11 protein-coding genes are annotated in these 25,113 nt (G+C 33.5%); 7 read left to right on the top strand and 4 right to left on the bottom strand.

The window, feature by feature from the left end; genetic code table 11:
• Nucleotides 1-83: 83 nt before the first annotated feature.
• Genes hemL through GFJ99_RS03810 form a run of 4 tightly spaced genes read right to left on the bottom strand, consistent with a single transcriptional unit; the run spans nucleotide 84 to nucleotide 5,027 of the window.
• Nucleotides 84-1,370, bottom strand: a complete 1,287-nt coding sequence (gene hemL, locus GFJ99_RS03825; protein WP_153207597.1) for a glutamate-1-semialdehyde 2,1-aminomutase — start codon at nucleotides 1,368-1,370, stop codon at nucleotides 84-86.
• The gene (locus GFJ99_RS03820) at nucleotides 1,370-2,236 is read right to left on the bottom strand and encodes a glucosaminidase domain-containing protein (protein ID WP_153207596.1); all 867 of its coding nucleotides are present in this window, start codon (nucleotides 2,234-2,236) and stop codon (nucleotides 1,370-1,372) included. Before GFJ99_RS03820 ends, hemL begins: the two co-directional genes overlap by 1 nt.
• Nucleotides 2,223-3,134 carry a 1-aminocyclopropane-1-carboxylate deaminase/D-cysteine desulfhydrase gene (locus GFJ99_RS03815; protein ID WP_153207595.1) on the bottom strand — a complete coding sequence of 304 codons (912 nt, stop codon included), beginning with the start codon at nucleotides 3,132-3,134 and terminating at the stop codon, nucleotides 2,223-2,225. Before GFJ99_RS03815 ends, GFJ99_RS03820 begins: the two co-directional genes overlap by 14 nt.
• A 51-nt stretch (nucleotides 3,135-3,185) precedes the next feature.
• Entirely contained in the window at nucleotides 3,186-5,027 is a 1,842-nt protein-coding gene (locus GFJ99_RS03810; protein WP_153207594.1) for a T9SS type A sorting domain-containing protein, read from the bottom strand.
• Between the two features lie 571 nt (nucleotides 5,028-5,598).
• On the opposite strand from GFJ99_RS03810, the gene GFJ99_RS03805 reads away from it, so the two are divergent.
• From GFJ99_RS03805 to GFJ99_RS03780, 7 genes are all read left to right on the top strand, one after another.
• Entirely contained in the window at nucleotides 5,599-11,721 is a 6,123-nt protein-coding gene (locus GFJ99_RS03805) for an S-layer family protein (RefSeq protein ID WP_153207593.1), read from the top strand.
• A gap of 243 nt (nucleotides 11,722-11,964) precedes the next feature.
• Nucleotides 11,965-17,190, top strand: coding sequence for a GEVED domain-containing protein (locus GFJ99_RS03800; protein WP_153207592.1), 5,226 nt, complete (start codon nucleotides 11,965-11,967; stop codon nucleotides 17,188-17,190).
• 226 nt (nucleotides 17,191-17,416) lie between these two features.
• Nucleotides 17,417-18,865 carry a hypothetical protein gene (locus GFJ99_RS03795; RefSeq protein ID WP_153207591.1) on the top strand — a complete coding sequence of 483 codons (1,449 nt, stop codon included), beginning with the start codon at nucleotides 17,417-17,419 and terminating at the stop codon, nucleotides 18,863-18,865.
• A 382-nt stretch (nucleotides 18,866-19,247) separates the two neighbouring features.
• Entirely contained in the window at nucleotides 19,248-19,424 is a 177-nt protein-coding gene (locus GFJ99_RS13465; protein ID WP_162523914.1) for a DUF5522 domain-containing protein, read from the top strand.
• 59 nt (nucleotides 19,425-19,483) lie between these two features.
• Nucleotides 19,484-21,460, top strand: a complete 1,977-nt coding sequence (locus tag GFJ99_RS03790) for a urocanate hydratase (protein WP_153207590.1) — start codon at nucleotides 19,484-19,486, stop codon at nucleotides 21,458-21,460.
• A gap of 74 nt (nucleotides 21,461-21,534) precedes the next feature.
• Entirely contained in the window at nucleotides 21,535-22,053 is a 519-nt protein-coding gene (locus tag GFJ99_RS03785) for a DUF4136 domain-containing protein (RefSeq protein ID WP_153207589.1), read from the top strand.
• Nucleotides 22,054-22,158: 105 nt separating this feature from the next.
• Nucleotides 22,159-25,065 carry an AsmA-like C-terminal region-containing protein gene (locus GFJ99_RS03780; protein ID WP_153207588.1) on the top strand — a complete coding sequence of 969 codons (2,907 nt, stop codon included), beginning with the start codon at nucleotides 22,159-22,161 and terminating at the stop codon, nucleotides 25,063-25,065.
• Nucleotides 25,066-25,113 lie beyond the last annotated feature (48 nt).

The following is a 25,113-nucleotide window of genomic DNA, read 5'->3' as shown; positions in this document are numbered from 1 at the left end:
TTCTACTCCTTAAATTATTGCAATTATTATTTAAAGGAACTTTTTCAGTGCCCTCATAAAATCGGGATTTTTTTTTTCTCATTTTATAACTCTTTTGCTACCTCTTTTATAGCATTAATTGTAAAATCTAAATCGTCATAGGTTAATGCATCTGTAATAAACCACGTTTCATAGGCCGAAGGTGCAATATAAACACCTCTTTTTAACAAGCCATGAAAGAATTTTTTAAAGGTTTCGTTATCACCCTTTTTAGCGGTGGCAAAATCATAAACCGGATTCGCATCAAAATGAACCGAAATCATCGAACCAACTCTATTAATTGTAAAAGTAATTCCTTCCTCAGTAAGCACTTTTTGAATTCCATTTTCTAAATAAGCCGTTTTTTGTTCTAAACGAGTAAAAATTTCAGAATCTGCATTCAATGCCTTCAACATTTCTAATCCAGCAGCCATTGCTAGTGGATTGCCAGATAAAGTTCCTGCTTGATAAACAGGCCCAATTGGTGCTAAATAATTCATAATCTCCTCTCTTGCAGCAAAAGCTCCAACAGGTAATCCACCTCCTATTACTTTTCCAAAGCAAACAATATCAGCTTGAATTTTGAATAACTCTTGAACACCGCCTTTTGCCAAGCGAAATCCAGTCATAACTTCATCAAATATTAACATTGCTCCAAACTCAGAACAAAGCGCTCTTAAACCTTCTAAAAAACCTTTATTTGGAGGGATACAACCCATATTTCCTGCCACAGGCTCTACAATAATTGCAGCAATTTCGTTTTTATTAGCTTCAAACAATGCTTTTACATTTTCAATATCATTATAAGCAGCTAACAAGGTGTCTTTTGCTGTCCCTTCTGTAACCCCTGGACTATTTGGCACACCAAAAGTACTGAGACCGCTTCCGGCAGCAATTAAAAACGAATCTGAATGTCCGTGATAGCATCCTGAAAATTTGATGATTTTATCGCGTTTAGTATAACCACGTGCTAATCGAATGGCACTCATGCAAGCTTCAGTGCCTGAATTAACAAATCTAATTTTATCTATATTTGGAACCATTGAAATAGCCAACTGTGCAATTTGAGTTTCTAGCTCGGTAGGCATACCAAAAGAAGTTCCTTTTTTAGCTTTTTCGATTACTGCATTTACAACAGGTTCATAAGCATGACCTAAAATCATTGGACCCCAAGAATTAATATAATCAATTAAACGGTTTCCATCTTCATCATATAAATAAGCTCCTTTTGCTTCTTTTACAAATATAGGAGTTCCTCCTACTCCTTTAAAAGCTCTAACCGGAGAATTTACTCCACCTGGTATAACTTTATTCGCTTCTATAAATAATTCGCTACTTCTTTTATATAACATTATTTTATTTTTAATTTTTGACCAATAGAAATGGTATTATCTGATAAATTGTTTAATTTCTTTAAATCGTTAACCGAAAGATTAAATCGTTTAGACAAAGAATATAAAGTATCCCCTTGTTGAATAGTATAGTATTCATTACTATCTAATACAATTACTTGTTCATTTTTAGGATTATAGTCTCTACTTAAAACTTCATTATCATATTTATACAATTCGTATCGTTCAATTAATCCAATTAATTTATCCGGATATTTTACATCTGTAGCATAACCCGCTTCTTTTAATCCTTTAGCCCAAGATTTATAATCGCCTTTATCTAATTTAAATAATTTTGAATAACGCGTTCTTGTTGTTAAAAACAAAGAATGATCACGATAGGATTCTGAAGGATGTTTATACTTTCTAAAACATTCTTGGGCTGCATCATCATCATGATGAATAGTTTCACCTGTCCAACCTGTATGACATTTTATTCCGAAATGATTATTGGCTGTTTGAGCTAATTTCCCTTTTCCCACACCCGATTCTAAAATCCCTTGCGCCAATGTAATACTTGCAGGAATTCCGAGTGATCTCATATTATTTTGAGCAATTTCTTTGAAATTATCAACATACAATTTAATTTCTTCAGCATATGTTTTAACACTTGAAGTAGCCTCTAAAGTTTCCTGAGAATTGTTTGATGCATCTGTATTCGTTGAAGTATTTATAATAACTGTTTTTGTCTCAGTTTTTGACTGGGCTACAGGTTTTTTCTTAGTAGTAATTTTAGCTTTAGTAGTTGTTCTTACAACTGGTCGAGAACTCCTACAACTTACTATAAAAAGGGCTAATAAAATTAGAGCCAGTTTAGTTTTCATCATAATTTATTATTTCTTTATTCTTATTTCGTAAAGCAAAATTCATGCCTTTAATTCCTTGTAAACCACCAGTGTGAATCATTAAAATCTTAGAATTTTCAGGAAAATATCCATTCCTAATTTTATCTAAAACACCAAAAACCATCTTGCCCGTATACACAGGATCTAATGGAATAGTAGTTTGATTGTAGAATGAATTTAAAAACTCAATTAATTCATCTGTAACTTTACCATATCCTCCAAAATGATAGTCATCATTTATATCCCAATTGGTTTTCACTACAAAATTACGAATTACATCAGATAAAAATGCACCTTTTAACGAAGAAAATCCAATAAGTTGCTGTTTTTGATTTGATGAATTAATTATTCCCGAAAACGTTCCACCTGTTCCAACTGCACTTACTACATGGGTAAAAAATTGCTTATCTTCGTTTGTTAAAATTTCCTCACATCCTTTTATAGCCAATTCATTTGTGCCGCCTTCAGGTAGTAAGTAAAAATTTCCAAATATTTTCTGCAAATTTGCAATAAAAAACAAACTTTCTTTATCTCGATATGCTGTTCTACTTACAAAATAAAACTGCATTCCTAATTCTTGTGCTTTTACTAAAGTAGGGTTTTCGTGAATTTTACTTTCTAATTCTTCTCCTCTTATTACTCCAATAGTTGTAAAACCATATTCGGCACCAGCTCCTGCAACAGCCAAAATATGATTAGAAAAAGCACCTCCAAATGTTAACAAGGTTGCAAAACCTAATCTTTTTGCTTCCTCTATGTTGTATTTGAGTTTTCTAAATTTATTTCCCGAAATAATAGGATGCAACAAATCATCCCTCTTCATGTAAAGTTCAATATCTTTAGGGAAAGTGATTTGTATTTTTTGGTTAATTGATTCCATAAAAAAAGCAGCTAATTAAAGCTGCTTTCAAATATACTATAAAGCATATAATTATTTATTGTAAATAGATATTTTCTTAGAAATACTTAAATTGTCTTTTGTAGCTAATTTTACAACATATACACCCGTACTATAACTTGCTGTAGAAAAACGATATTCTGGAGCAGTACCTAAACTTTCTTTTTTTAATATAAGTTTACCTGTAACATCATATAATTCTAAGGCTGTAATATCTTTAGCTTCTGAATTATATAACGTTAACATTTCATTTTGGTTATCTTGAGCAACAACAAAAAGAGATTCAACTTCTTCGATTGGTGTTGATAAAGTTGTGTTTTTAAAAGTAACTTCAAATTGAGTTCTATTATCTCCAGCTGGAAGTGTCATATCAAAAATACCATTCTTGATATCATAATAAACATCTGATTGTTTGTCATGTAAATAAACTTCCTGATTAACATCAAAATCGACTACATCTTTAACTTGAACTTTAAAATTAGTTGCGCTAGTACATCTAAAACCTACAGGAATTCTTTTGTCTACATTAAATTGCACTGCAGTTGCTACATATTCATGCGGCATATCTTTTACCACATAATAAAATTCAGCTGCTTCAGACGAAGGAGAACGACCATCTGATCCATAATCAAAACCATCAGTAGCAGTATCTAAAAATGCAATAGTCGTAGGACGAACGCCTCCATTATTGTACATAGCATGAATTCTAATGTAAGGTGCTGTTCCTTTTTTAATTTGGGTATAATCGATACCTGCAACATTTGGTATTTCAGGGAAAAATTCAGAATCAGTATTATACACATCTGATAATGAATTTTCATTTGTTCTTGCAAATTGTGATTGACTAACAACTCCTTCTTTAACAAAAACTCTAAATGCATTTTTCATAGTAACATTTCCGCTTGCCGTTCCATACACCATAAAACCTTGACCTACTGGAGAAAACCTTCTTTCAAATGAGTTTCCAGTTCCAAAAGGAATACCACCAGTTTGATTTCCAGCACCATCATAAGTCCAAAAAGCAGCAGGCGTATAAATTGAAGTACCAGGGTTATAAACACCGTAACCTCCTTGGTATTGATTTAATATGTGAGAATTTACAGTTACTTGTTCCCAAAAATATGCCTGCCCATTAATTAGAGCCGCATTAGCAGGATCTAATAAATAAGCATTTAAATCTATTGCGCTTGGGTAAGGGTTTCCAACAAGAGTAAAATTTGCAGGAGCAACCGTTACTGACATATTTCCATCATTTGGTTTTCCTCTAAAGTCATAACGTTGTCTACTACCCGAATTGTTTTGAACATTTTCAACAACATCTGCAATAGTAGCATCAGTACCCGAAGTTCCTTTCATAGTAAAACCTTCACCTGGGTTTATTGTAGATCCAGATCCCACATAAGCCCATTGTGCATATGCAGTTGATGTTACGAATCTCCAAATCCAATAAGGAGCAATTGCTAATGGACTTGAAGTACCATTATAATTACCTGTTGGTAATATGGTTGCCGGAGTACTTGCTGTTAAAGTAGTAGGACGGTGTAACATCGTAATTCCAAACGCTTCATTTCCTACAGTTACCGTAGCATTTCCTACTGGCGAACACCAATAATTATATTGAAAATTATTTACAGTACCTTCTTGAAAAACAGATAACTTTCCTGCTCCAGTATTTGCTCCTGCACCAGTAGTTCCCTGTAATAATTGTGAATTATTTCTCAAAAAGAAATTACCATCATTTTGTAAATTTATATCTTGTTTAACATACATAAACTGATTATTTACAAACACATAGCTATTAGGACTTACATATACCTGCGAGAAAGCAGTAAAACATCCCAAAAATGCAAATAAAGAAAATATAATTTTTCTCATAATACTGAAATTAAATAAATTACGGAGCAAATATATGCAATAAATTTCATCAAATTATAATAAAAATTTAACTTTTTAGTAACCATTAAAGAACTTTATCTTAAATAAATAAAACTGAAAACTTTTTTTCAAGTTAATTTTCAAAAACAAACATTCTCATTCGAGAAAAATAAAAAAAACATCTTCTTCTTAACTAAATAAAGTAAGTGTTTCATTTTCAAAAAAATAAAAAACTATTTTGTTATAAAAAGTAATCTTTTTCTTATTTTTTTTGTTACAAAAAAATATAAAAACAACAAAAATTGTGATTTAAACGTAAAAACAAAACATATCGTCGATAAAATTTTTGAAGAGAACAAATTCCATATACATTTGCACATTGAACAGTTATTCTAAAAAAGTATACAGTTATTCTAATTTTTAAGAAAAAAATATGTATATTTACGAAGTTGACATCTTTTTAGTTAAAAAAACCTAAATGATTCACAAAATTGAGTAAATGTTTAAATATAGTACTTACTACTAAACATAAGCTTCCCCAAGCCAATTGTTTTAATTAAATTTTAGTTTTATGCAAAAAAAGTACGCATCAAAAATCGCTAAGTCGACTTCATCTCAAACAGCGACTTGTTCAAAAAAAATCTGGAACAACTCTTTATCGTCTTGGTTGATGTTATTGTTTGTTTTCATTGGAATTTCTGATGTCTTTGGGCAAAGAAATGATTGCGACAATAATGCAGGCGGCCAACTAACAGTTAACTCAACTTGTACTTTTCAGTCATGGGACTCTACTAATAACACTGATTATTGGAATAGTGCAGCTGGTTGCAATGCTGCTGATTTAGATGATGCTTGGGGTTGGTTTGACGCAACAAGCACAACAACAATAATAACTTATTCTCCAAATACTCAAGACGCTGTTCTAACACTTTTTGAGGGCGCTTGTGCGGTTACAATGACATCTGTTGCGTGTGCAGATGCATTTGGGGCTGGAGGAGATGAAACCATAACATTTGCCACAACAATTGGTCAAAGATATAGAGTTAGAATTCAAAGATTTAATAGCAATAATAATATGACTGGTGATATTTGTGTTTATTCACCAGCACCCCCTACAATTACAAGTTTAGGAGCAACTAGTGGTTGTGTTGGCTCAACATTAGTCATAAACGGAACTAATTTAACTGGCGCAACAACCGTTACTATTGGCGGCACTGCAGCAACAATAACGGGTAATACTGCAACAACAGTAACAATAACGGTTGGTTCTGGTACTACTGGTACTATACAAGTTACAACACCAGGTGGTACTGCAACATCAGCAGCTACTTTTACAGTAAACCCTTTACCAGCAGCAATTGGTGGTGGTAGTGCAACAGTATGTGTTGGAGGTACAACTCCTGCATTTACAAATGCAACTGCTGGCGGAACCTGGTCCATTACAAATGGCACAGGATCTGCAACTATAGCACCAACAGGAATAGTAACAGGTGTTACAGCCGGTACTGCAACGGTAGTTTATTCAATTGGAACATGTAGTATTACAACAGCTATAACAGTAATAACAACTCCATCTATTACAACAAACCCAGCAAACTTTACAACATCTATTGGAGGCGCAGCAAACTTTACAGTAACAGCAAACAACTCCCCTTCTTCTTATACTTGGGAAGTAAGCACAAATGGAGGTGGCTCATGGACTACAATAACTAATGGAGGAGTTTATACAGGTGCTACAACAGCTACATTAACTATCACCGGAGCTACAATAGGAATGAATGGTTACTTATATAGAGCCTCTGCATCAAATGCTTGTGGATCTTCTGCTTTTTCTAGTGGTGCAACATTAACGGTAAGTAATATTATACTTGTAACTGGAGCTGGAACCAATAATGTAACTTGTGGTACTAACGCAATTTTAAGAGACCACGCTAGCAATGCAAACTATGCAAACAACAGAAATGATTGGACTGTTATAGATGCAGGTATAGGCTCTACAATTACATTAACTGGAAATTATAGTGTTGAAAATTCATGGGATTTTATTAATATATACGACGGTTCAGGAATTGGCGGTACCTTATTATTTACATATACAGGCACTGGAACTATAAACTTCATAGGAACACCAGGGCAAACCATAACAATTCAATTTACTTCTGATGTCTCAAATGTAGATACAGGTTTTGAATTAAATGTTACATATTCAGGTGTTTGTTATCCTGTTTGTACAACACCAATTGCTCAACCAACAGCACTTGTATTAACACCAGGAGGCACAACTGTAAATGGTACATTTGGAGCATCTATACCTGTTTCAGACAGCTACTTAGTAGTTATGAACACAACTGGTATTGCTCCATCACCTGTTGATGGAACTACATACACAATTGGAGGCACTGTTGGCGCGGGTAATACTGTAATTGATATTGATGGAAATACAAGCTTTGTAGCCTCAGGATTATCTCCTTTAACTACATACTATTTCTTTGTGTTTTCAACAAGTTCAGCGTGTACAGGTGGCCCTTTGTATTTAACAACAACACCTCTTACAGATAGCACAACAACAATATTAAGCTATTGTACTGCAGGTGGTAGTGTAGCAGCAAGTTCATATATTTCAAACGTTACTTTAAATACTATTAATCAAAGTAATAGTGCTTGGGGTGGATACCGCGATTATTTCCCAACAGTATCTACAAATGTAATGCAAACTTTAACCTATACTATTAGTGTAACTATCTATAATGCAACAACAAGTCAAAAAAACATTTCGGCTTGGATAGATTGGAATCAGAATGGTGTTTTTGATATTGCCTCTGAAACCGTATTATCTACAACATCAACGGTTGCAACAGCCCAAAGTGTTACCTTAAATAATAACTTTACAGTTCCTGTTGGAGCGGCATTAGACCCTACCCGATTAAGAGTTGAGTTAGCTTTTAATAGTCAAGGAGCTGCAGCACCTTGTAATACGAATACATTAACTGACGTTCAAGATTATAAAGTAATTGTTAACCCTGCTGTGCCATGTGTTACACCAACAGCTCAACCTACAGCACTTGTGTTAACACCATCCGGCAACTTTATTTCAGGTTTATTTGCACCTGCTGTACCATCTGCAGATAATTATTTAATTGTAATGAATACTACAAACGTTGCACCTTCTCCAGTGATCGGAACAACTTATGTTATAGGAAACACAATTGGGGCAGGAAATACTGTTGTAGGCACAGGTTCAGGAACAACTTTTGTTGCTACAGGATTAACACCTACAACAACTTATTATTTCTTTGTATATTCATATAATTCAGTTTGTACTGGAGGTCCTTTATATAATACAACATCTCCACTAAATGGAACTTCGACAACCACAACTGCAGATCCTGTATATTGTACACCGTCTGTTGGAGTTGGTTATGAAGCATTGACCTACTTTACAAACATTAGTTTTGTAGGTACTTTAAATGATGTTTCTAACAACTCAACTTATTCAAGTACTCCTCGAGGATATGAAAACTTTACTACACTACCCAATGTTTCTAGACAAGCACAAGGGGAAGGGGTAAATATTGCAACTCAAACTAGCAATAGAGGATATTTAAAAGCTTGGGTTGACTGGAACAGAGATGGTGACTTTTTAGATGCCGGAGAATTAGTATATGATGTAGGTGGAATTGCTTCTTATTCAACCACATTTGGTTTTGTAATTCCTGCAGCACAACCTGTTGGTAATTATAGAGTTAGAATTAGAATCAACAAAGACGACAATACACCTCCTTATGATCCGGGAGCAATAAGTGTGTTTGACGCATGCCAAAACATAGATTATTACGGTGAAACAGAAGATTATTTATTTACCGTTGTTGCTAGTTGTTCTGCAAACATAACAGCTGTTTTTGATGGCGAAAATTGTGGTGCAGGTAGTGTTGTAATAGGCGCTACAGGTACTGGTTCTCCAACAGAATATCGTTGGTACAGTACAGAATTTGGAGGGATTCCTCTAGCTACAACCGCAACAGGAACTTGGACAACTCCTTCAATTGCTACAACAACTATGTATTGGGTAACTGCATTTAATGGATGTGAATCTTTAACAAGAAGTAAAGTAACAGCAGTAATAAGTCCGTTAGCTACTTTATCATTTACACCTTCAGTACCAGAAGTATGTGGTGAAAACAATGTACTTTCACTAACTGCAACAGGAGATAAACAATTAACTTATTTAGTTAATGAGCCTTTTAACTCAGGCTTAGGAGTAATGTCTAATTCAAATATTGTAAGCAATGGTGGTGCAACAGATGCACTTACACAATGGCAAAATCGTACTAGTACATTTGTACCTGCACAACAAGTTTGGTTCCCAGCAATTGCATCAGGTTTAGGAGGAAATGGTTTTGCTGCAGCAACTTCAGATGTTGGCGCGGTAGTAACTCATAATTATATTCAATCACCAATATTAAACACTACAAGTTATTTAAATCTAACAATGTCTTTCGATATATATTATTCAAGATATTATGTAGATGAAACAAGTCTTACACTAGACTATGTAACAGTAGACGTGTCAACAAATGGTGGTGCAGCATGGACAGAGCTTACTCGTTATACAGCCGATATTGGATATGGAACTCGTTTTGTAAACAAAACTTTCAATTTAGATGCCTATACCAATCAAACTAATTTAAGAGTACGTGTTCGGTATTATGGTGAGTGGTGTGATGGATTAGCTGTTGATAATTTTAAAGTCTTTGGAGACGTTCCATTAAGCACCTCTTTTGACTGGACAAGCGCAACTCCGGTAGCAGCATTTCAAGATTTTGCTTGTACGATTCCTTACGTAAGTGGAACACCAATTACAACTGTATTTATTAAACCTACGCTAGCTCAACTAGAAGAAAGTACTTATGATTTTACAGCAACTGCTACATTATCTAACGGTTGTGATATTAGTCAGGATATTTCTATAGACAACAAATCTAAGGTTTGGAAAGGTGGTACAAGTAATGATTGGGACAATCCAAATAACTGGTTACCACTTGGAATACCAGATGCTAATACTTGTGTAATTATACCAAGTGCTTTTAACACATCTAACATCCTTGGAACAAACTATAATGCATTTGGAAAAACACTTCAAGTTAAAAATGGTGGGACATTAACAATACACCCTTCCAATAATGTAACAATAACAGACTTTGTTGAAGTTACTCCAGGTGGTGTATTTACTATCGAAAATTCTGGTAGTTTAATACAAGTAAACAACATTGCAAATACGGGTACAATTTCAATGAAACGTAATGTAAATGTTAGAAAATTAGATTATGTTTATTGGTCTTCTCCTGTAGCAAACTATGCGTTGAACAACATCTCAACAACAATGTACAGATACAAATGGATTCCTACCATCGGTGCTAATACAAATGGCTGGGGTAATTGGTCTTTAGCAAATGAAAACATGGTAAATGGTAAAGGATATATTGTTAGAGGACCAGATAGTTTCACAGCTACACCACAAAACTACACACAAAACTTTGTAGGTGTACCTAACAATGGAATTATCAATATGCCTATAAGCAGAGGAACTTATGATGGTGCTAACTACAGTACGGGAGTTTCTGGTACTTTAGCAACAAATAATGATGACAACTGGAATTTAATAGGAAATCCATACCCTTCAGCAATTAGTGCAAATACATTTTTAGCTACTAATACAAATATTGCAGGCTTTATTAAATTTTGGACACATAGCAATTTACCTTCATCTCTTATTTCTGATCCTTTTTATAGTGATTATGTTCAAAATTATACAGTTAGTGATTATGTTACATATAATGCAACAGGAGCTAACCCTCCAGTAGGAAATGGAAACATAGGTGCAGGACAAGGTTTCTTTGTTTTAATGAATCATAGTTCTGCTGGAACTGATGAAAATGTAGTTTTCGACAACACCATGAGAAGAAACGATTACAGAAATGATTTATTCTTCAGAAACGGAAATGTTGCAAATAGCAATAGTGAAGAAAAAAATAGAATTTGGTTAAACTTGGTAAGTCCTACTTCAAAATCTAGTTCAACTTTAGTAGGATATTTAACAAGCGCTACAAATGATCTTGATAGAATGTTTGATGCACCAGCTTTAGATGTAAAAACAAACTTTGAATTATATTCTTTTTCAAATACTGATAAATTAACAATTCAAGGAAAAAGTTTACCTTTTAATAATGAAGACCAAATTCCTTTAGGAATATCAATTTCAGAATCTGGAAATCATACTATAGGAATTTCAAAAGTAGATGGGTTATTTGAAAACGAAAATCAAAACATATATTTAGAAGACCTAACATTAGGAATAATTCATAATTTAAGAACTAGTCCATACAGTTTTACTGCAACTACTGGTAGATTTGAAAATCGTTTTATTTTAAAATTCAATAACGCTACATTAGGAAATGAAGATTTTATTGCTAATTCTGTAATCGTATATACAAATGAGGATATAAACATAAACGCTTCAAACAAAATTATTAAATCAGTTAAAATACATGATTTATTAGGTAGAGTGATTGGAATATTTAATAATGTAAATTCAAATACTTTTACAACTAGTAAAATTTCAAAAACACAAACAACACTTCTAATAGAAGTAATACTAGATAATGGAGCTACCGAAACCTATAAAGTAATTTTCTAAAAAAAATAAAAAAATAACACAAAAAAGAGCTAACAAATTGTTAGCTCTTTTTTTTTACGATAAATACAAAACAAAAGGAATAAAAAAACAGATACTATAATTTTATTCCATATTTAGCACAATACTTATCAACAAAATAACTTTTTTTAACAAAAAATTAAAATTAGGTTGTGTAGTTAACAAAAAAAGTTATTTTTGTGTAAATCAACATAAACAACTATAAATTAAAAACTTACCCCTACAATGAAAAAACTCTCTTTCTTGTGGAAAAACGTATACGTTTTTCTGTTTTTTATTTATACAACAATTAATTTTGCGCAAAGTGGAAATGATAACTGTGCTAATGCAACAGCAATAACTTTAGGAACATCATGTACAAATACTTCATTTACATTTACTTCAAATACTGTAGAAAGTGGTGCTGCAGACCCAACACTTTGTAATTCAGTTACTGCTACTCGAGATGGTTGGTATACATTTACAACAGGAGCAGCTACAAATCAAATTACATTAACTGCAGTAGTAAACAGACCATGGGGTGTTGCTATATATTCAGGCAATTGTAGTGGATTTACGCAAATCGCATGTAATAATGCTACAAGTAACACCTCAATTACACTTAACCCTACTGTAACTCCTAGTACGACTTATTATATAAGAATATTAAGAACAAATGTTGGCACTAATGGTTTTAACGGAACTTTATGTGTTTATGACACAACTCCAGCCCCTGGTTATTGCACCCCAACAAACACCTACTCAACATCTTATTACATAAGCGGTATTACAACAACTGGCGGTATTGCCAACATTAGCAATACCCCAACTGGATTCTCAGCCTATACAGATTACTCCTCTTTATTTGTAAGTCAAATCGCAGGAAGTAGTTTTTCATTAAATGCCACACATCCATCAAGTACTTATGGATATAATGTATGGGTAGACTGGAATAATGATTTAGATTTTAATGATGCAGGCGAAAATGTAATTTCTACAAGTTATATCTCAACTCCTGCTAATTTAGGAACAATATCAATTCCACCCGGACAACCGGCTGGAAATTACAGAATGCGCATTAGAAACGCCTATTTAAGCAATCCTGCACCAGCATGTGGTGCTTTTGATTATGGCGAAGCCGAAGATTATACAATTCTAGTTATTACTCCAGCAGCTTGTTCTGGAGCTCCAACTGCCGGAGCAACAACAAGTCCTGGATCAGGGGCTCCTGGTTCAAGTTATACGGTTTCAGCTACAGGGTATTCAACCGGTATTACTGGCTTAACTTATCAATGGCAATCAAACACTAATGGTGCTGGATGGGTAAATGTTGGTGCTTCTTCAAGTACGTATTCAAATTATTCAGCTACCGCTCCTGGAACTATCGGTTCAACTGTCTCTTGGCAATTAGTCGTAACTTGTACAAATAGTGGTCAATCTGCTACTTCTACAAACAGCACATTTACTGTAGTAAGTATTTTAAACATTCCAAGTACGGGTAGTAATTCTGTTACTTGTGGAACTAATGTTACTTTATATGATAATGGAGGACCTTCAGGAAATTATACCAGCAGTATAGATGGACATACTATATTAGACGCAGGATTAGGAGCAACAATCAATATTTCAGGATCTTATAGCACTGAAAGCGGCTTAGACTTAATACGAATTTATAGTGGATCTGGTACCGCTGGAACTTTATTAGCAACTTACTCTGGAACAGGCACAATTAACTACACAGGTACTGCTGGGCAAACATTAACAATCAGATTTTATTCCGATGGTTCAGTAGTTGGAACGGGGTTTGCTTTATCAGTTACCTATAGTGGCACTTGTTTTCCTGCATGTTCAGGAGCACCAACAGGAGGTACCGTATCTGTTTCTCCAGTTAATAGTGGGCCGGGATCAACTTATACTGTATCTGCAACTGGAATGACATTAGCAACAGGAATAACTTATCAGTGGCAATCAAACACTAATGGTGCTGGATGGGTAAATGTTGGTGCTTCTTCAAGTACGTATTCAAATTATTCGGCTACTGCTCCTGGAACTACAGGCTCAACTGTCTCTTGGCAATTAGTCGTAACATGTACAAATAGTGGTCAATCTGCTACTTCTACAAATAGCACATTTACTGTAGTAAGTATTTTAAACATTCCAAGTACGGGTAGTAATTCTGTTACTTGCGGAACTAATGTTACTTTATATGACAATGGCGGATCTTCAGGAGATTATTCGAATAATTCTGACGGGTTTACGGTGTTGGAAGCAGGATTAAGTGCTACAATAAATATTACAGGAAATTATGTAACAGAAAGTGTTGATGATATCATTATATATGCAGGAAGTGGGACTGGAGGAACTATATTAGCTACTTATTCTGGAACTGGAACAATAAATTACACTGGAACTCCAGGGCAAACTTTAACTATTAGATTTGATTCTGATAGCTCTGTGGTTTATTCTGGATTCGCGCTTTCTGTAACTTACAGCGGGATATGTTTCCCTGCATGTTCAGGAACACCAACAGGAGGGACCGTATCAACAAGTCCAAATACTGGATGGCCTGGATCTTCATATACAGTAGTAGCAACCGGCTACACACAAGCTTTAAACATATCTTATCAATGGCAATATAGCACAGACGGAGGAACTTCATGGATAAATGCAGGAGCATCTTCGAGCTCATATTCTAATTATTCAGCAACTGCGCCTACTAGCGGATTAGTGCATTGGCAATTAGAAGTAACTTGTACTAATAGTGGACAAGTAAGTACATCTTCTATTGGCATATTTACAACAATGGTAGTTAGTGACGTAGTTACTGGATGTCCAAATGTAGTTTCTGGAGGTTTAGGCTTAAATGGAGCAGATCCTGCAGCAATAAATTGTACTGCGGTGTCTACTTGCGTTGATCTTGAGGCTACCTATTTAGATTTAGGAGAAACTACAGATTATATAGTAGAACCAATACTTTACAATCCTCCTTTTGCTTTTAATGGCCTTGCAAATCCTGTAAGTGTAAACACAGATGATGTTTGGTCTCCTATCGTAAACCTTCCATTTGATTTTTGTTTTTATGGAAACACGTATAACCAATGTGTAATTGGATCAAATGGCATCCTAACATTTGACACTTCTGTAGCAGGAGGATCTAGTGGATACAGTTTTAATAACAATATTCCTATAAGTGGAGATGGTAGACTATTAGAAAATTCAATATTTGGTGTATTCCATGATATTAATCCAGGTGTTGGTGGCGAAGTTGGATGGGAATTGATCACACTTCCTACAGGCTGTAGAGCTTTAGTAGCTTCATGGTCTGACGTACCAATGTTTGACGAAAACTCAATACTCTACACAGGAATGATGGTTTTATATGAAAACTCAAATATTATTGAAGTTTATATTAAAGAAAAAAATATTGATAATTTTGGGGCTGGTACTTGGAATGATGGTAATGCCGTAGTAGGTATTCAAAATGCAACTGGAACATTAGCAAGTGTAGCTCCTGGAAGAAACGGACTAGATCCAAACTGGGCTACAACAAATGAAGCATGGCGATTTGTACCTAATGGAAATTCTATCGCTTCAATTGCTTGGTACGAAGGTTCAGGAACAACCGGACCAATTGTTGGAACAACTCCTACAATTAATGTTTGCCCAACATCTACAACAACATATACAGCAGAAATCACTTATACCTTATGTGATGGAAGAACAATTAAAGAAATAGACGAAGCTACCGTTACAGTTAATGGAGCAAAAGTTTGGAATGGTTCTGTTAGTACAGATTGGAATGTAGCTAATAACTGGACTCCTACAGGTGTACCAACTGCAATGGACTGTGTAGTCATTGCTGACACTGCTAACGACCCAATAATTTCTGGAACCAACTTTAATGGATTAGGTTTAAACTTGACTGTTGACAACAACGCAACTTTAACTGTTAATCCTGATAATTATTTAACGATTACAGACTGGATAAACACTAATACTACTGGAGATTTAGTTTTACAAAATAGTGCTAGTTTAATTCAAATTAACAATAATGCGAATCAAGGAACTATGCACATGACTAGAACGGCAAATATTCGTAAATTAGATTACGTTTATTGGTCTTCTCCTGTGACTAGTTTTAATTTAAACAGTGTTTCTCCAGGAACAAATGGATATAAATACAAATGGACTCCTACAATTCCAACAAATACTAATGGTTTTGGAAACTGGAGTAGTGCAAATGAAACTATGGCGTTAGGTAAAGGTTATATAGTTAGAGGACCAGACAACTTTACTTCTACTTTAGCTCCTTTTAACGCTGTTTTTGTAGGAACACCAAATAATGGCACTATAACAACTCCAATTTATAGAGGTTCATGGAATGGTGGAACTTATACCAATGGCGTATCAACAACTCTTGGAACAAACGATGATGATAACTGGAATTTAATTGGTAATCCTTATCCATCAGCTATAGACGCTATAGATTTCTTAACATTAAATACTAATGTTGATGGATTTATAAATCTATGGACTCATGGAACATTACCTAGTTCAGCAATTGCAGATCCTTTTTACGAAGACTTTGTATATAATTATACTCCAGGTGATTATATTACTTACAACAGCTCAGGAGCCTCTGCAGGACCTGGAACCTTTGGAGGAACAGTAGGTGCTGGTCAAGGATTCTTCGTTTTAATGAATCATACTTCTATTTCAGATACAGAAAGCGTTACTTTTAACAATTCTATGAGAAGCAGCGCTCTTGATAATTCACAATTTTACAGAACATCAAATGAAAATGGTAAAATTTGGTTAGACATTATTGCATCAAACGGATCAAATGTTAGAAATTTAGTTGCCTATGTAGCTAATGCAACAAACGATAGAGATCGTATGTATGATGCAATTACAAATGAAAAATTAAACCTGAATTTATATTCATTAATTGGTAATGAAACTATGAAAATTCAAGGTAGAAGTTTACCATTTGATAATAATGATAGAGTTCCAATGGGTATTAAAGTTCCACAAAATGGAAATTATTCGATAGGAATAGGCGCTCTTGATGGTTTCTTTACAGATAGTAATCAAAACATTTATCTTGAAGACCTAGAAGACAATATTATTCATGATTTAAGAGCAAATCCATATAGTTTTACTGCTACTGCAGGAAACCATACTAATCGATTTGTATTGAGATATAAAAACGAAACTCTTGGCGATGATGATATTATAGCTGATGAGGCTAATTTATGGGTAATTTCTTCAGAAACTTTATCTGTAAAATCAACTAAACGCGAAATTGAATCGGTTAGAGTTTTTGATGTTTTAGGGAGACAATTAGCTCATTACCCAAAAGTAAATAGCTATGAAGTTCCACTTACTAAAATTCAAAAAAATAATGCTGGTTTAATAATTCAGGTAACACTATCAAACGGAACTGTTTTAAGTAAAAAAGCAATTTACTAACTACTCTATTAAATTTAAAAATCCCTTTCAATTTACTTGAAAGGGATTTTTTTTGTCAAATTTTCACTGTCTGAATCAATAAAAAATATTGTTATAAAAAATTAAATATAAAGGTTTTTATGAAAAAAATAACAAAAGGTAAATTAATTGTTATTTTATTTGGTGATTTGTTTTAAATATAATACATTTGCGGCCCTAACAAATTTACTATCAAACATCTAATAAAATGAAAAAAAACCTAGTATACTTATTATTAGTAATAAATTTAACTGTAAATGCTCAAATTGGTGTTGGAACTACAACTCCAGAAGGAGCTCTTGATATAACTTCTACTACACAAGGTTTAATACCACCAAGAGTAGCTTTAACTGCTTTAAATGTTGAAGCACCTGTTATAAATCCTCAAGGAGGAGGATTGGTTGCAGGAACTTTAGTTTGGAATACAGTTACTGCAGGAGTAATTCCTAACAATGTAGTTCCTGGAATGTACTACTGGGAAGGAACAAGATGGATTTCATTAGCAGGATCTCCAGGAGGTCTTGATTGGTCGCTATCTGGAAATACAGGTACCAATCCCGCAACAAATTATGTTGGAACCACAGATAATGTTCCTTTAATTTTGAGAGCTAACAGCATTGAAAGAGTTAGAATGGGAACATCTGAAACTGTAATTAACGAAGACGCCCAAAACTATGACTTTAGAGTTGAAGGAACAGGCGAACCTGAGATGTTTTTTGTAGATGCTAGCACAAATCACGTGCACGTTAGAGCCTCATCACCATTCCCAACAATCGACATGTTTACATCTGTAGGTGTAGCAAATGACTATCCAATTAACGGTTATGCTTCTGGCCAAGGAAACGCAGCTGTTTATGGACAACATACAACAACTGCAACAGCAACGGAAACAAATGTCGCAGGAGCTTTTGACGCAATGGGAACTGGTTATAGCACTCAACCTGGTTGGAATATTGGAGTTGTAGGAACAGGAGATGAAGCTGGCGTTTATGGAAGTAGCACGTCTTCTACTGGAAATAGACAAGGCGGATATTTTACTTCTTCAGATGCAGGAACAACACAATCAATTGCAAGTATTGCTGGATTTACAACAACTGGAAATGATTATTATGGTGGTTTTTTTGATGGAAATCAAAACACAGGAGATTGGGCATATGTAGGAATTAGAATTGGAGGAACAAACTATAAAATTAATGGAGGTGGTTCGGTTTCTACAAACGTCAAAGACGAAAATGATAAGCTAAGAATTTTGTTTGCTCCAGAAGCTCCTGAAATTGTATTTCAAGATTGGGGAACAGGAAAATTAATAAATGGTGAAGCATACATTTCAATAGATCCTGTATTAACTAAAAATATTTTTGTTGACGAAAAACACCCTTTAAAAGTTTTTATTCAATTAGAGGGAGACTGTAATGGTGTATATGTTACAGAAAAAACCGCTTCAGGATTTAGAGTTAAAGAACTACAAAAAGGAACCTCTAATGTGTCTTTTTCTTGGCAAATTGTAGCTAACAGAGCAGATGAATTTGAAAATGGAGAATTACAATCTAAACATGTAGACGTAAGATTACCAGATGGTATTGGTAGAAAAGAATTTAACAGAAAAGAACTTCTATCTAAAAAACCAGAAGAAAAAGTAAAACCTGTAAAAAATTAAATAAAACATAAAGTTTATCGTTTATATTTTACAAAAATTCCAAAAATTCCAAAAAGACCTCTGCTTTAAATAGTCGAGGTTTTTTTCGTTTGTATAAGCCTCTCTTTCAAATGAAATATTTAAATATGCTTTTTTCTTGTCTTTAAATTGAATCCATCTGTATAGATACTCAAAAAAATACCACAGAAAAAACGGAAGTATCAACAACTCTAACTGCTGTCTTATGTGAATTTTTTCGTGATTTAAGAGTACATAATTATGCTTATCCTTCGAACTAAAAAGTATTATAAACGGAAACAAGGTAATTCCTCGAAAACCTTTTGGTATTAAATATTTAAAAACTAGTACTATCATTTGATGCAAAGTTGCTAAATTTGTCGATATGAATAACGATATAAATCCGAATAATTTAAAAGAAGGGGAAGATTTCTATTATACCCCTGAAGGATACAAATGTTTTACCGAAAAATATCACTTAAAAAGAGGTTATTGCTGCAAAAGCGGTTGCCGTCATTGTCCGTATGGATTTGATAAAAAAACGGGAACAAATAAAAAGTAACCTGTATTTAGTCGCAGTATTCAGTTAAAAAAATAAACATCAACACAACATATAAAGAAATGACGTTTCAAGAACAAATATTACAAGGAATTCCTTCGGTTTTACCAAATCCAAAACCGTATGAAACAGAAATAAATCACGCACCAAATCGAAAAGAAATTCTTTCTGATGAAGAAAAAAAATTAGCCTTAAAAAATGCTTTACGCTATTTTGATTCTAAACATCACGCTGAATTACTTCCCGAATTTAAAGCCGAATTAGAATGTTACGGAAGAATTTACATGTATCGTTTGCGTCCTGATTACAAAATGTACGCACGACCAATTTCGGAATATCCCGGAAAATGTGAACAAGCGAAAGCCATTATGTTAATGATTCAAAACAATTTGGATTATGCGGTGGCACAACATCCACATGAGTTGATTACTTATGGTGGAAACGGAGCTGTTTTTCAAAATTGGGCACAGTATTTATTGACTATGCAATATTTAGCAGAAATGACTGATGAGCAAACTTTAGCTATGTATTCTGGTCATCCAATGGGATTATTTCCTTCACATAAAGATGCTCCAAGAGTTGTGGTTACTAATGGAATGGTAATTCCAAATTATTCAAAACCAGATGATTGGGAAAAAATGAATGCTTTAGGCGTATCGCAATACGGGCAAATGACAGCAGGAAGTTATATGTATATTGGTCCGCAAGGAATTGTTCATGGAACAACAATCACCGTTTTAAACGGATTTAGAAAAATAAAAAAAGCTCCAAAAGGCGGCTTGTTTGTAACTTCAGGATTAGGTGGAATGAGTGGCGCTCAACCAAAAGCTGGAAACATTGCAGGTTGTGTAACCGTTTGTGCTGAAGTAAATCCAAAAATTACACGTATTCGTCATTCTCAAGGCTGGATTAATGAAGTAGTTGAAAACATAGACGAACTTGTACCAAGAGTTAAAAAAGCTCTTGAAAATAATGAAGTAGTTTCTATTGCTTATTTAGGAAATGTAGTCGATGTTTGGGAACGATTTGATCAAGAAAATTTAATAATCGACTTAGGATCTGATCAAACTTCTTTACACAACCCTTGGGCTGGCGGTTATTACCCTATCGGTTTTACTTTTGAAGAATCAAATGATATGATGGCTAACCATCCTGATAAATTTAAAGAAGAAGTTCAAAAAACCTTACGTCGACATGCTGCTGCAATCAACAAACATACCGCAAAAGGAACTTATTTCTTCGATTACGGAAATGCCTTTTTATTAGAAGCTTCTCGTGCTGGAGCCGATGTTTTTGCAGAAAATCACATCGATTTTAAATACAACAGCTACGTACAAGATATTATGGGGCCTATGTGCTTCGATTATGGATTTGGACCATTCCGTTGGGTTTGTGCATCAGGAAATCCTGAAGATTTAGCTAAAACAGATGAAATTGCATGTGACGTTTTAGAAGAAATGATGAAAAACTCACCTGTTGAAATCCAACAACAAATGGCCGATAACATTCAATGGATTAAAGGCGCTCAAGAAAACAAATTAGTTGTAGGTTCTCAAGCTCGTATTTTATATGCAGATGCAGAAGGAAGAATTAAGATTGCGGAAGCTTTCAATCAGGCTATTGCAAAAGGAGAAATTGGTTATGTAATTTTAGGTCGTGACCATCATGATGTATCTGGAACGGATTCACCTTACAGAGAAACCTCAAATATTTACGATGGTTCTCGTTTTACTTCCGATATGGCTATTCAAAATGTAATTGGAGATAGTTTCCGAGGTGCTACTTGGGTTTCCATACATAATGGTGGTGGTGTTGGCTGGGGCGAAGTTATCAACGGAGGATTTGGCATGGTTCTTGACGGTAGTAAAGAGGCATCTAAGCGATTAGAGTCAATGCTTTTTTGGGATGTAAACAACGGAATTTCAAGAAGAAGTTGGGCTAGAAATGACAACGCCATTTTTGCAATAAAAAGAGCTATGGAGACGCAACCTTTATTAAAAGTTACCATCCCTAATATAGTAGATGAAAATCTTTTATAGTTTTACGTTTTTAAGTTCGTTTCCTATTTAACAACTTTAAACATGAAACATCAAACTTTAAAAAAATAATTATTATGAAGACACTAAAATTTATTCCCGTACTCCTACTCTTCGTTATTACATCTTGTAGTTCGGTTAGAGTAAATGCTGATTATGATAAAAAAGCTACTTTTACGAACTATAAAACTTATGCTTATTTAAAGAGTGGCATTGATAAAGCTGAGATTTCTGACTTAGACAAAAAAAGAATATTGTACTCAATTGAAGAAGTTATGACATCAAAAGGATTTAGTAAGTCTGAAAATCCAGATATTTTAATTAGCATTTTTACTAAAGAAAGAGAGCGTGTTGATGTGTACAATAATATGGGATTTGGTTGGGGTTGGAATCCTTGGTGGGGAATGGGAATGGGATATTCAAATGTAACAACTACTCCAGAAGGAACGCTTTTTATAGACCTAATTGACGCCAAAACAAAAGAGTTAGTTTGGCAAGGAGAAGGTAGCGGCTATCTTACTAAAAATACAGAAAAAAAAGATGCAAGAATTATGGAATTTGTTTCTAAAATTTTAGAGCAATATCCTCCAAAATAATTAAATAAACACAAAAAAGAGTTAACCAATAGTTAGCTCTTTTTTGTTTATTTATAAAACCTATATAAAAATATAGTAATTTTGCATTTAGCTATAATGAGCAAAATGGAAAAAACTAAAAAATCATTACTCTTCAAAATATTAAAAACAACAGGAATTACTTTCATAATTTCATTATTGCTTTTAATTTTAATTCCACTTTTATTTGCCGACACTATTACTGAAAAAGTAAAAGTATTAGCGAACAATAATTTAGAAGGAGAACTTAATTTCCAAGATTCAGAATTGTCTTTTTTTACAAATTTCCCTTCCTTAACCTTAACCTTACACGAATTAAACTTAAATGGTTCAAAACCTTTTAAAAACAAATCTTTAATTTCGGCAAAACAAATTGGGTTTGGTATTGATACTTGGAGCTTAGTTTTTGGAAACCAAACACAAATAGATGAAATCTTTTTAAAAGAAGCAAAAATTACAATTTTAATTAATAAAAAAGGAGAAGCTAATTACAATATTTACAAATCGAATTCAAAAGATACCACAACTTCTTCTGAAAGCGCTTCTTTAAAATTAGAAAACATCCAAATCAGCAATAGTCAATTAGTTTACAACGACAAATCTACAAAGATTTTGATTGAAGCAAAAGGCTTAAATTATAAAGGGAAAGGTGATTTATTGGAATCTAATTTCAACTTAAAAACTTCGGCTAAAATTGACAGTGTAAGCTTTGCTTATGACCAAAAAGAGTACTTAAAAAATAAAAAAGTTAAAGCCAATTTAATAACAAAAATCAACACCAACTCGCTTTCATTCATATTTGAGAAAAACGATTTGGTTATTAATAAATTACCCGTAGAATTTACTGGAATGTTTGATTTCCTTAAAAATGGTTATCAGATGGATTTTGAATTAAAAACAGAAGACAGTAACTTAGAGGATTTATTCTCTGCATTGCCAGCAGAATATGTTTCGTGGATGAACGAAACTAAGTTGAAGGGTAAAACTTCTGCTTTCTTATCTTTAAAAGGAAAATATATTGCTTCCGAAAATTTAAGTCCCGAATTAAATTTTAACGTTAAAGTACGAAATGGCTATGTAAAACATACAAAAGCACCTTATCCTGTTGAAGATATTTTCTTAAATTTAGAGACTAAACTACCTAATTTAGACCTCAATCAACTAAAAGTACGATTAGATTCGTTATATTTTGATGTGAATAAAAATAATTTGAGCGCTATTTTAATTTCAGATGGTTTTGGCGATAAGTTAACTATTGATACGAAAGTAAAATCAAAATTAGATTTGGCTTTTTTGAGCAATGCGCTTCAAATACCGGGTTTTAAATTAGCAGGAAATTTAGATACCGATATTGTATCTAAAGGAAACTACAGTAAAGAAGATAAAAAATTCCCAATAACTAAAGGAAATTTTGAACTCAAAAACGGATTAATTCAAACCGCTTATTATCCTAAACCTATTCAAAAAATCAATGTAAAAGCTAATTTAAATAGCCCAACAACTGATTTTAAAGATGCCTCTTTTGTAATTTCTTCATCAAATTTTACTTTTGAAGGCGAACCCTTCAATATGACTGCTTCGTTTGCTAATTTTGAAGATATATCCTACGATGTAAAAGCAAAAGGAACAATAAACGTTGCTCAAATTTACAAAGTATTCTCACAAAAAGGATTAGATATTGATGGCTTCATTAAAGCTGATTTGAGTTTGGCTGGAAAACAAAGTGATGCTTCAAACGGTAGAGTTGGCAATCTAAAAAACAGCGGAACACTTGAAGTTAAAAACATTAAAACCACAAGTGATTATTTAGCCAAACCGTTCTTAATCGAAAACGGATTGTTCACTTTCAATCAAGACAAGATGAACTTTTCTAATTTCAATGGAAAATACGGAACATCTGATATTGCTATGAATGGAAATTTAGAAAATGTAATCAATTTTGTGCTTTCTGAAAATCAAATTTTGAAAGGTAATTTCAATCTAACTTCAAATTTCTTGAATATTAATGAGTTTATTCCAACCTCAACTTTTGAAACAGAGGATGAAGTTCAAAAAACAGAAGTTTCTGGAGTTGTAGAAATTCCATCTAATTTGAATGTTATTATTCAAACTAATGCTTTAAAAACAGAATACGACGACGTTATAATTGAAAATTTAAGAGTAAATATACAAATCCATAACGGAACATTACAACTTTCAAATGGAACGCTTGGCATCATTGGAGCAACCGCAAAAATGGAAGCCTTATATAGAAACGAAGGCACACAAAAAGCGTATTTTGATTATAAAATTAACGCATCTGAATTTGATATTAAACGCGCTTATAACGAAATTAAAATGTTCCGAGAAATCGTAACTGCTGCCGAAAATGCAGAAGGAATTGTAGGTTTAAACTACACTATAAAAGGAGTTTTAAACAACAAAATGGAGCCTGTTATGCCATCTTTAGAAGGCAACGGAACATTATCCGTTAAGCAAGTGAAAATGAAAGGGTTTAAATTATTAAATGTTGTAGCGGCTAAAACTGAAAATCCTGATATTCAAGATCCAGACATTTCTAAAGTAGATATTAAAACCACTATCAAAAACAACCTGGTTACTATTGAACGTTTCAAGTTTAAAGTAGCTGGTTTTAGGTTGCGTTTTGAAGGACAAACGAGTTTAGATGGAAAATTAAACTTAAAAATGAGAATTGGATTACCTCCATTAGGCATTATAGGAATTCCAATAAAAGTTTTAGGAACTCAGGAAAATCCGGATATTAAATTAGGAAGAAAATCAGAAGATTTAGAAGAAACAGAATATGTTGATGGGATAACTCCTATCAACACAACAATTCCTGCTACTCCTACTCCAACGATTCAGAATGATAGTATTCCAAAAACTGAACTAATTATTCCTAAAAACACCAATGAAATTCCAACGCCAATAATTCAAAAAGATAGTATCCCAAAAGCAAAACCAATAGTACCTGTTGAAAAAGTAGAGGATTAGATTGTAATTAGTTTTATCAAATCTTTAAAAAGCTTTCCTTATTTCTTA

Source organism: Flavobacterium sp. LMO6 (assembly GCF_009495795.1).
In the GTDB taxonomy this organism is placed as follows: domain Bacteria; phylum Bacteroidota; class Bacteroidia; order Flavobacteriales; family Flavobacteriaceae; genus Flavobacterium.
The sequence above is the reverse complement of the archived record's forward strand: the minus strand, read 5'-3'. Positions and strand labels throughout refer to the sequence as shown.

Excerpts from the sequence above, each read along its gene's own strand:
- hemL (WP_153207597.1), bottom strand. The coding sequence starts at position 1,370 with ATGTTATATAAAAGAAGTAGCGAATTATTTATAGAAGCGAATAAAGTT.
- GFJ99_RS03820 (WP_153207596.1), bottom strand. The coding sequence starts at position 2,236 with ATGATGAAAACTAAACTGGCTCTAATTTTATTAGCCCTTTTTATAGTA.
- GFJ99_RS03815 (WP_153207595.1), bottom strand. The coding sequence starts at position 3,134 with ATGGAATCAATTAACCAAAAAATACAAATCACTTTCCCTAAAGATATT.
- GFJ99_RS03810 (WP_153207594.1), bottom strand. The coding sequence starts at position 5,027 with ATGAGAAAAATTATATTTTCTTTATTTGCATTTTTGGGATGTTTTACT.
- GFJ99_RS03805 (WP_153207593.1), top strand. The coding sequence starts at position 5,599 with ATGCAAAAAAAGTACGCATCAAAAATCGCTAAGTCGACTTCATCTCAA.
- GFJ99_RS03800 (WP_153207592.1), top strand. The coding sequence starts at position 11,965 with ATGAAAAAACTCTCTTTCTTGTGGAAAAACGTATACGTTTTTCTGTTT.
- GFJ99_RS03795 (WP_153207591.1), top strand. The coding sequence starts at position 17,417 with ATGAAAAAAAACCTAGTATACTTATTATTAGTAATAAATTTAACTGTA.
- GFJ99_RS13465 (WP_162523914.1), top strand. The coding sequence starts at position 19,248 with ATGAATAACGATATAAATCCGAATAATTTAAAAGAAGGGGAAGATTTC.
- GFJ99_RS03790 (WP_153207590.1), top strand. The coding sequence starts at position 19,484 with ATGACGTTTCAAGAACAAATATTACAAGGAATTCCTTCGGTTTTACCA.
- GFJ99_RS03785 (WP_153207589.1), top strand. The coding sequence starts at position 21,535 with ATGAAGACACTAAAATTTATTCCCGTACTCCTACTCTTCGTTATTACA.
- GFJ99_RS03780 (WP_153207588.1), top strand. The coding sequence starts at position 22,159 with ATGGAAAAAACTAAAAAATCATTACTCTTCAAAATATTAAAAACAACA.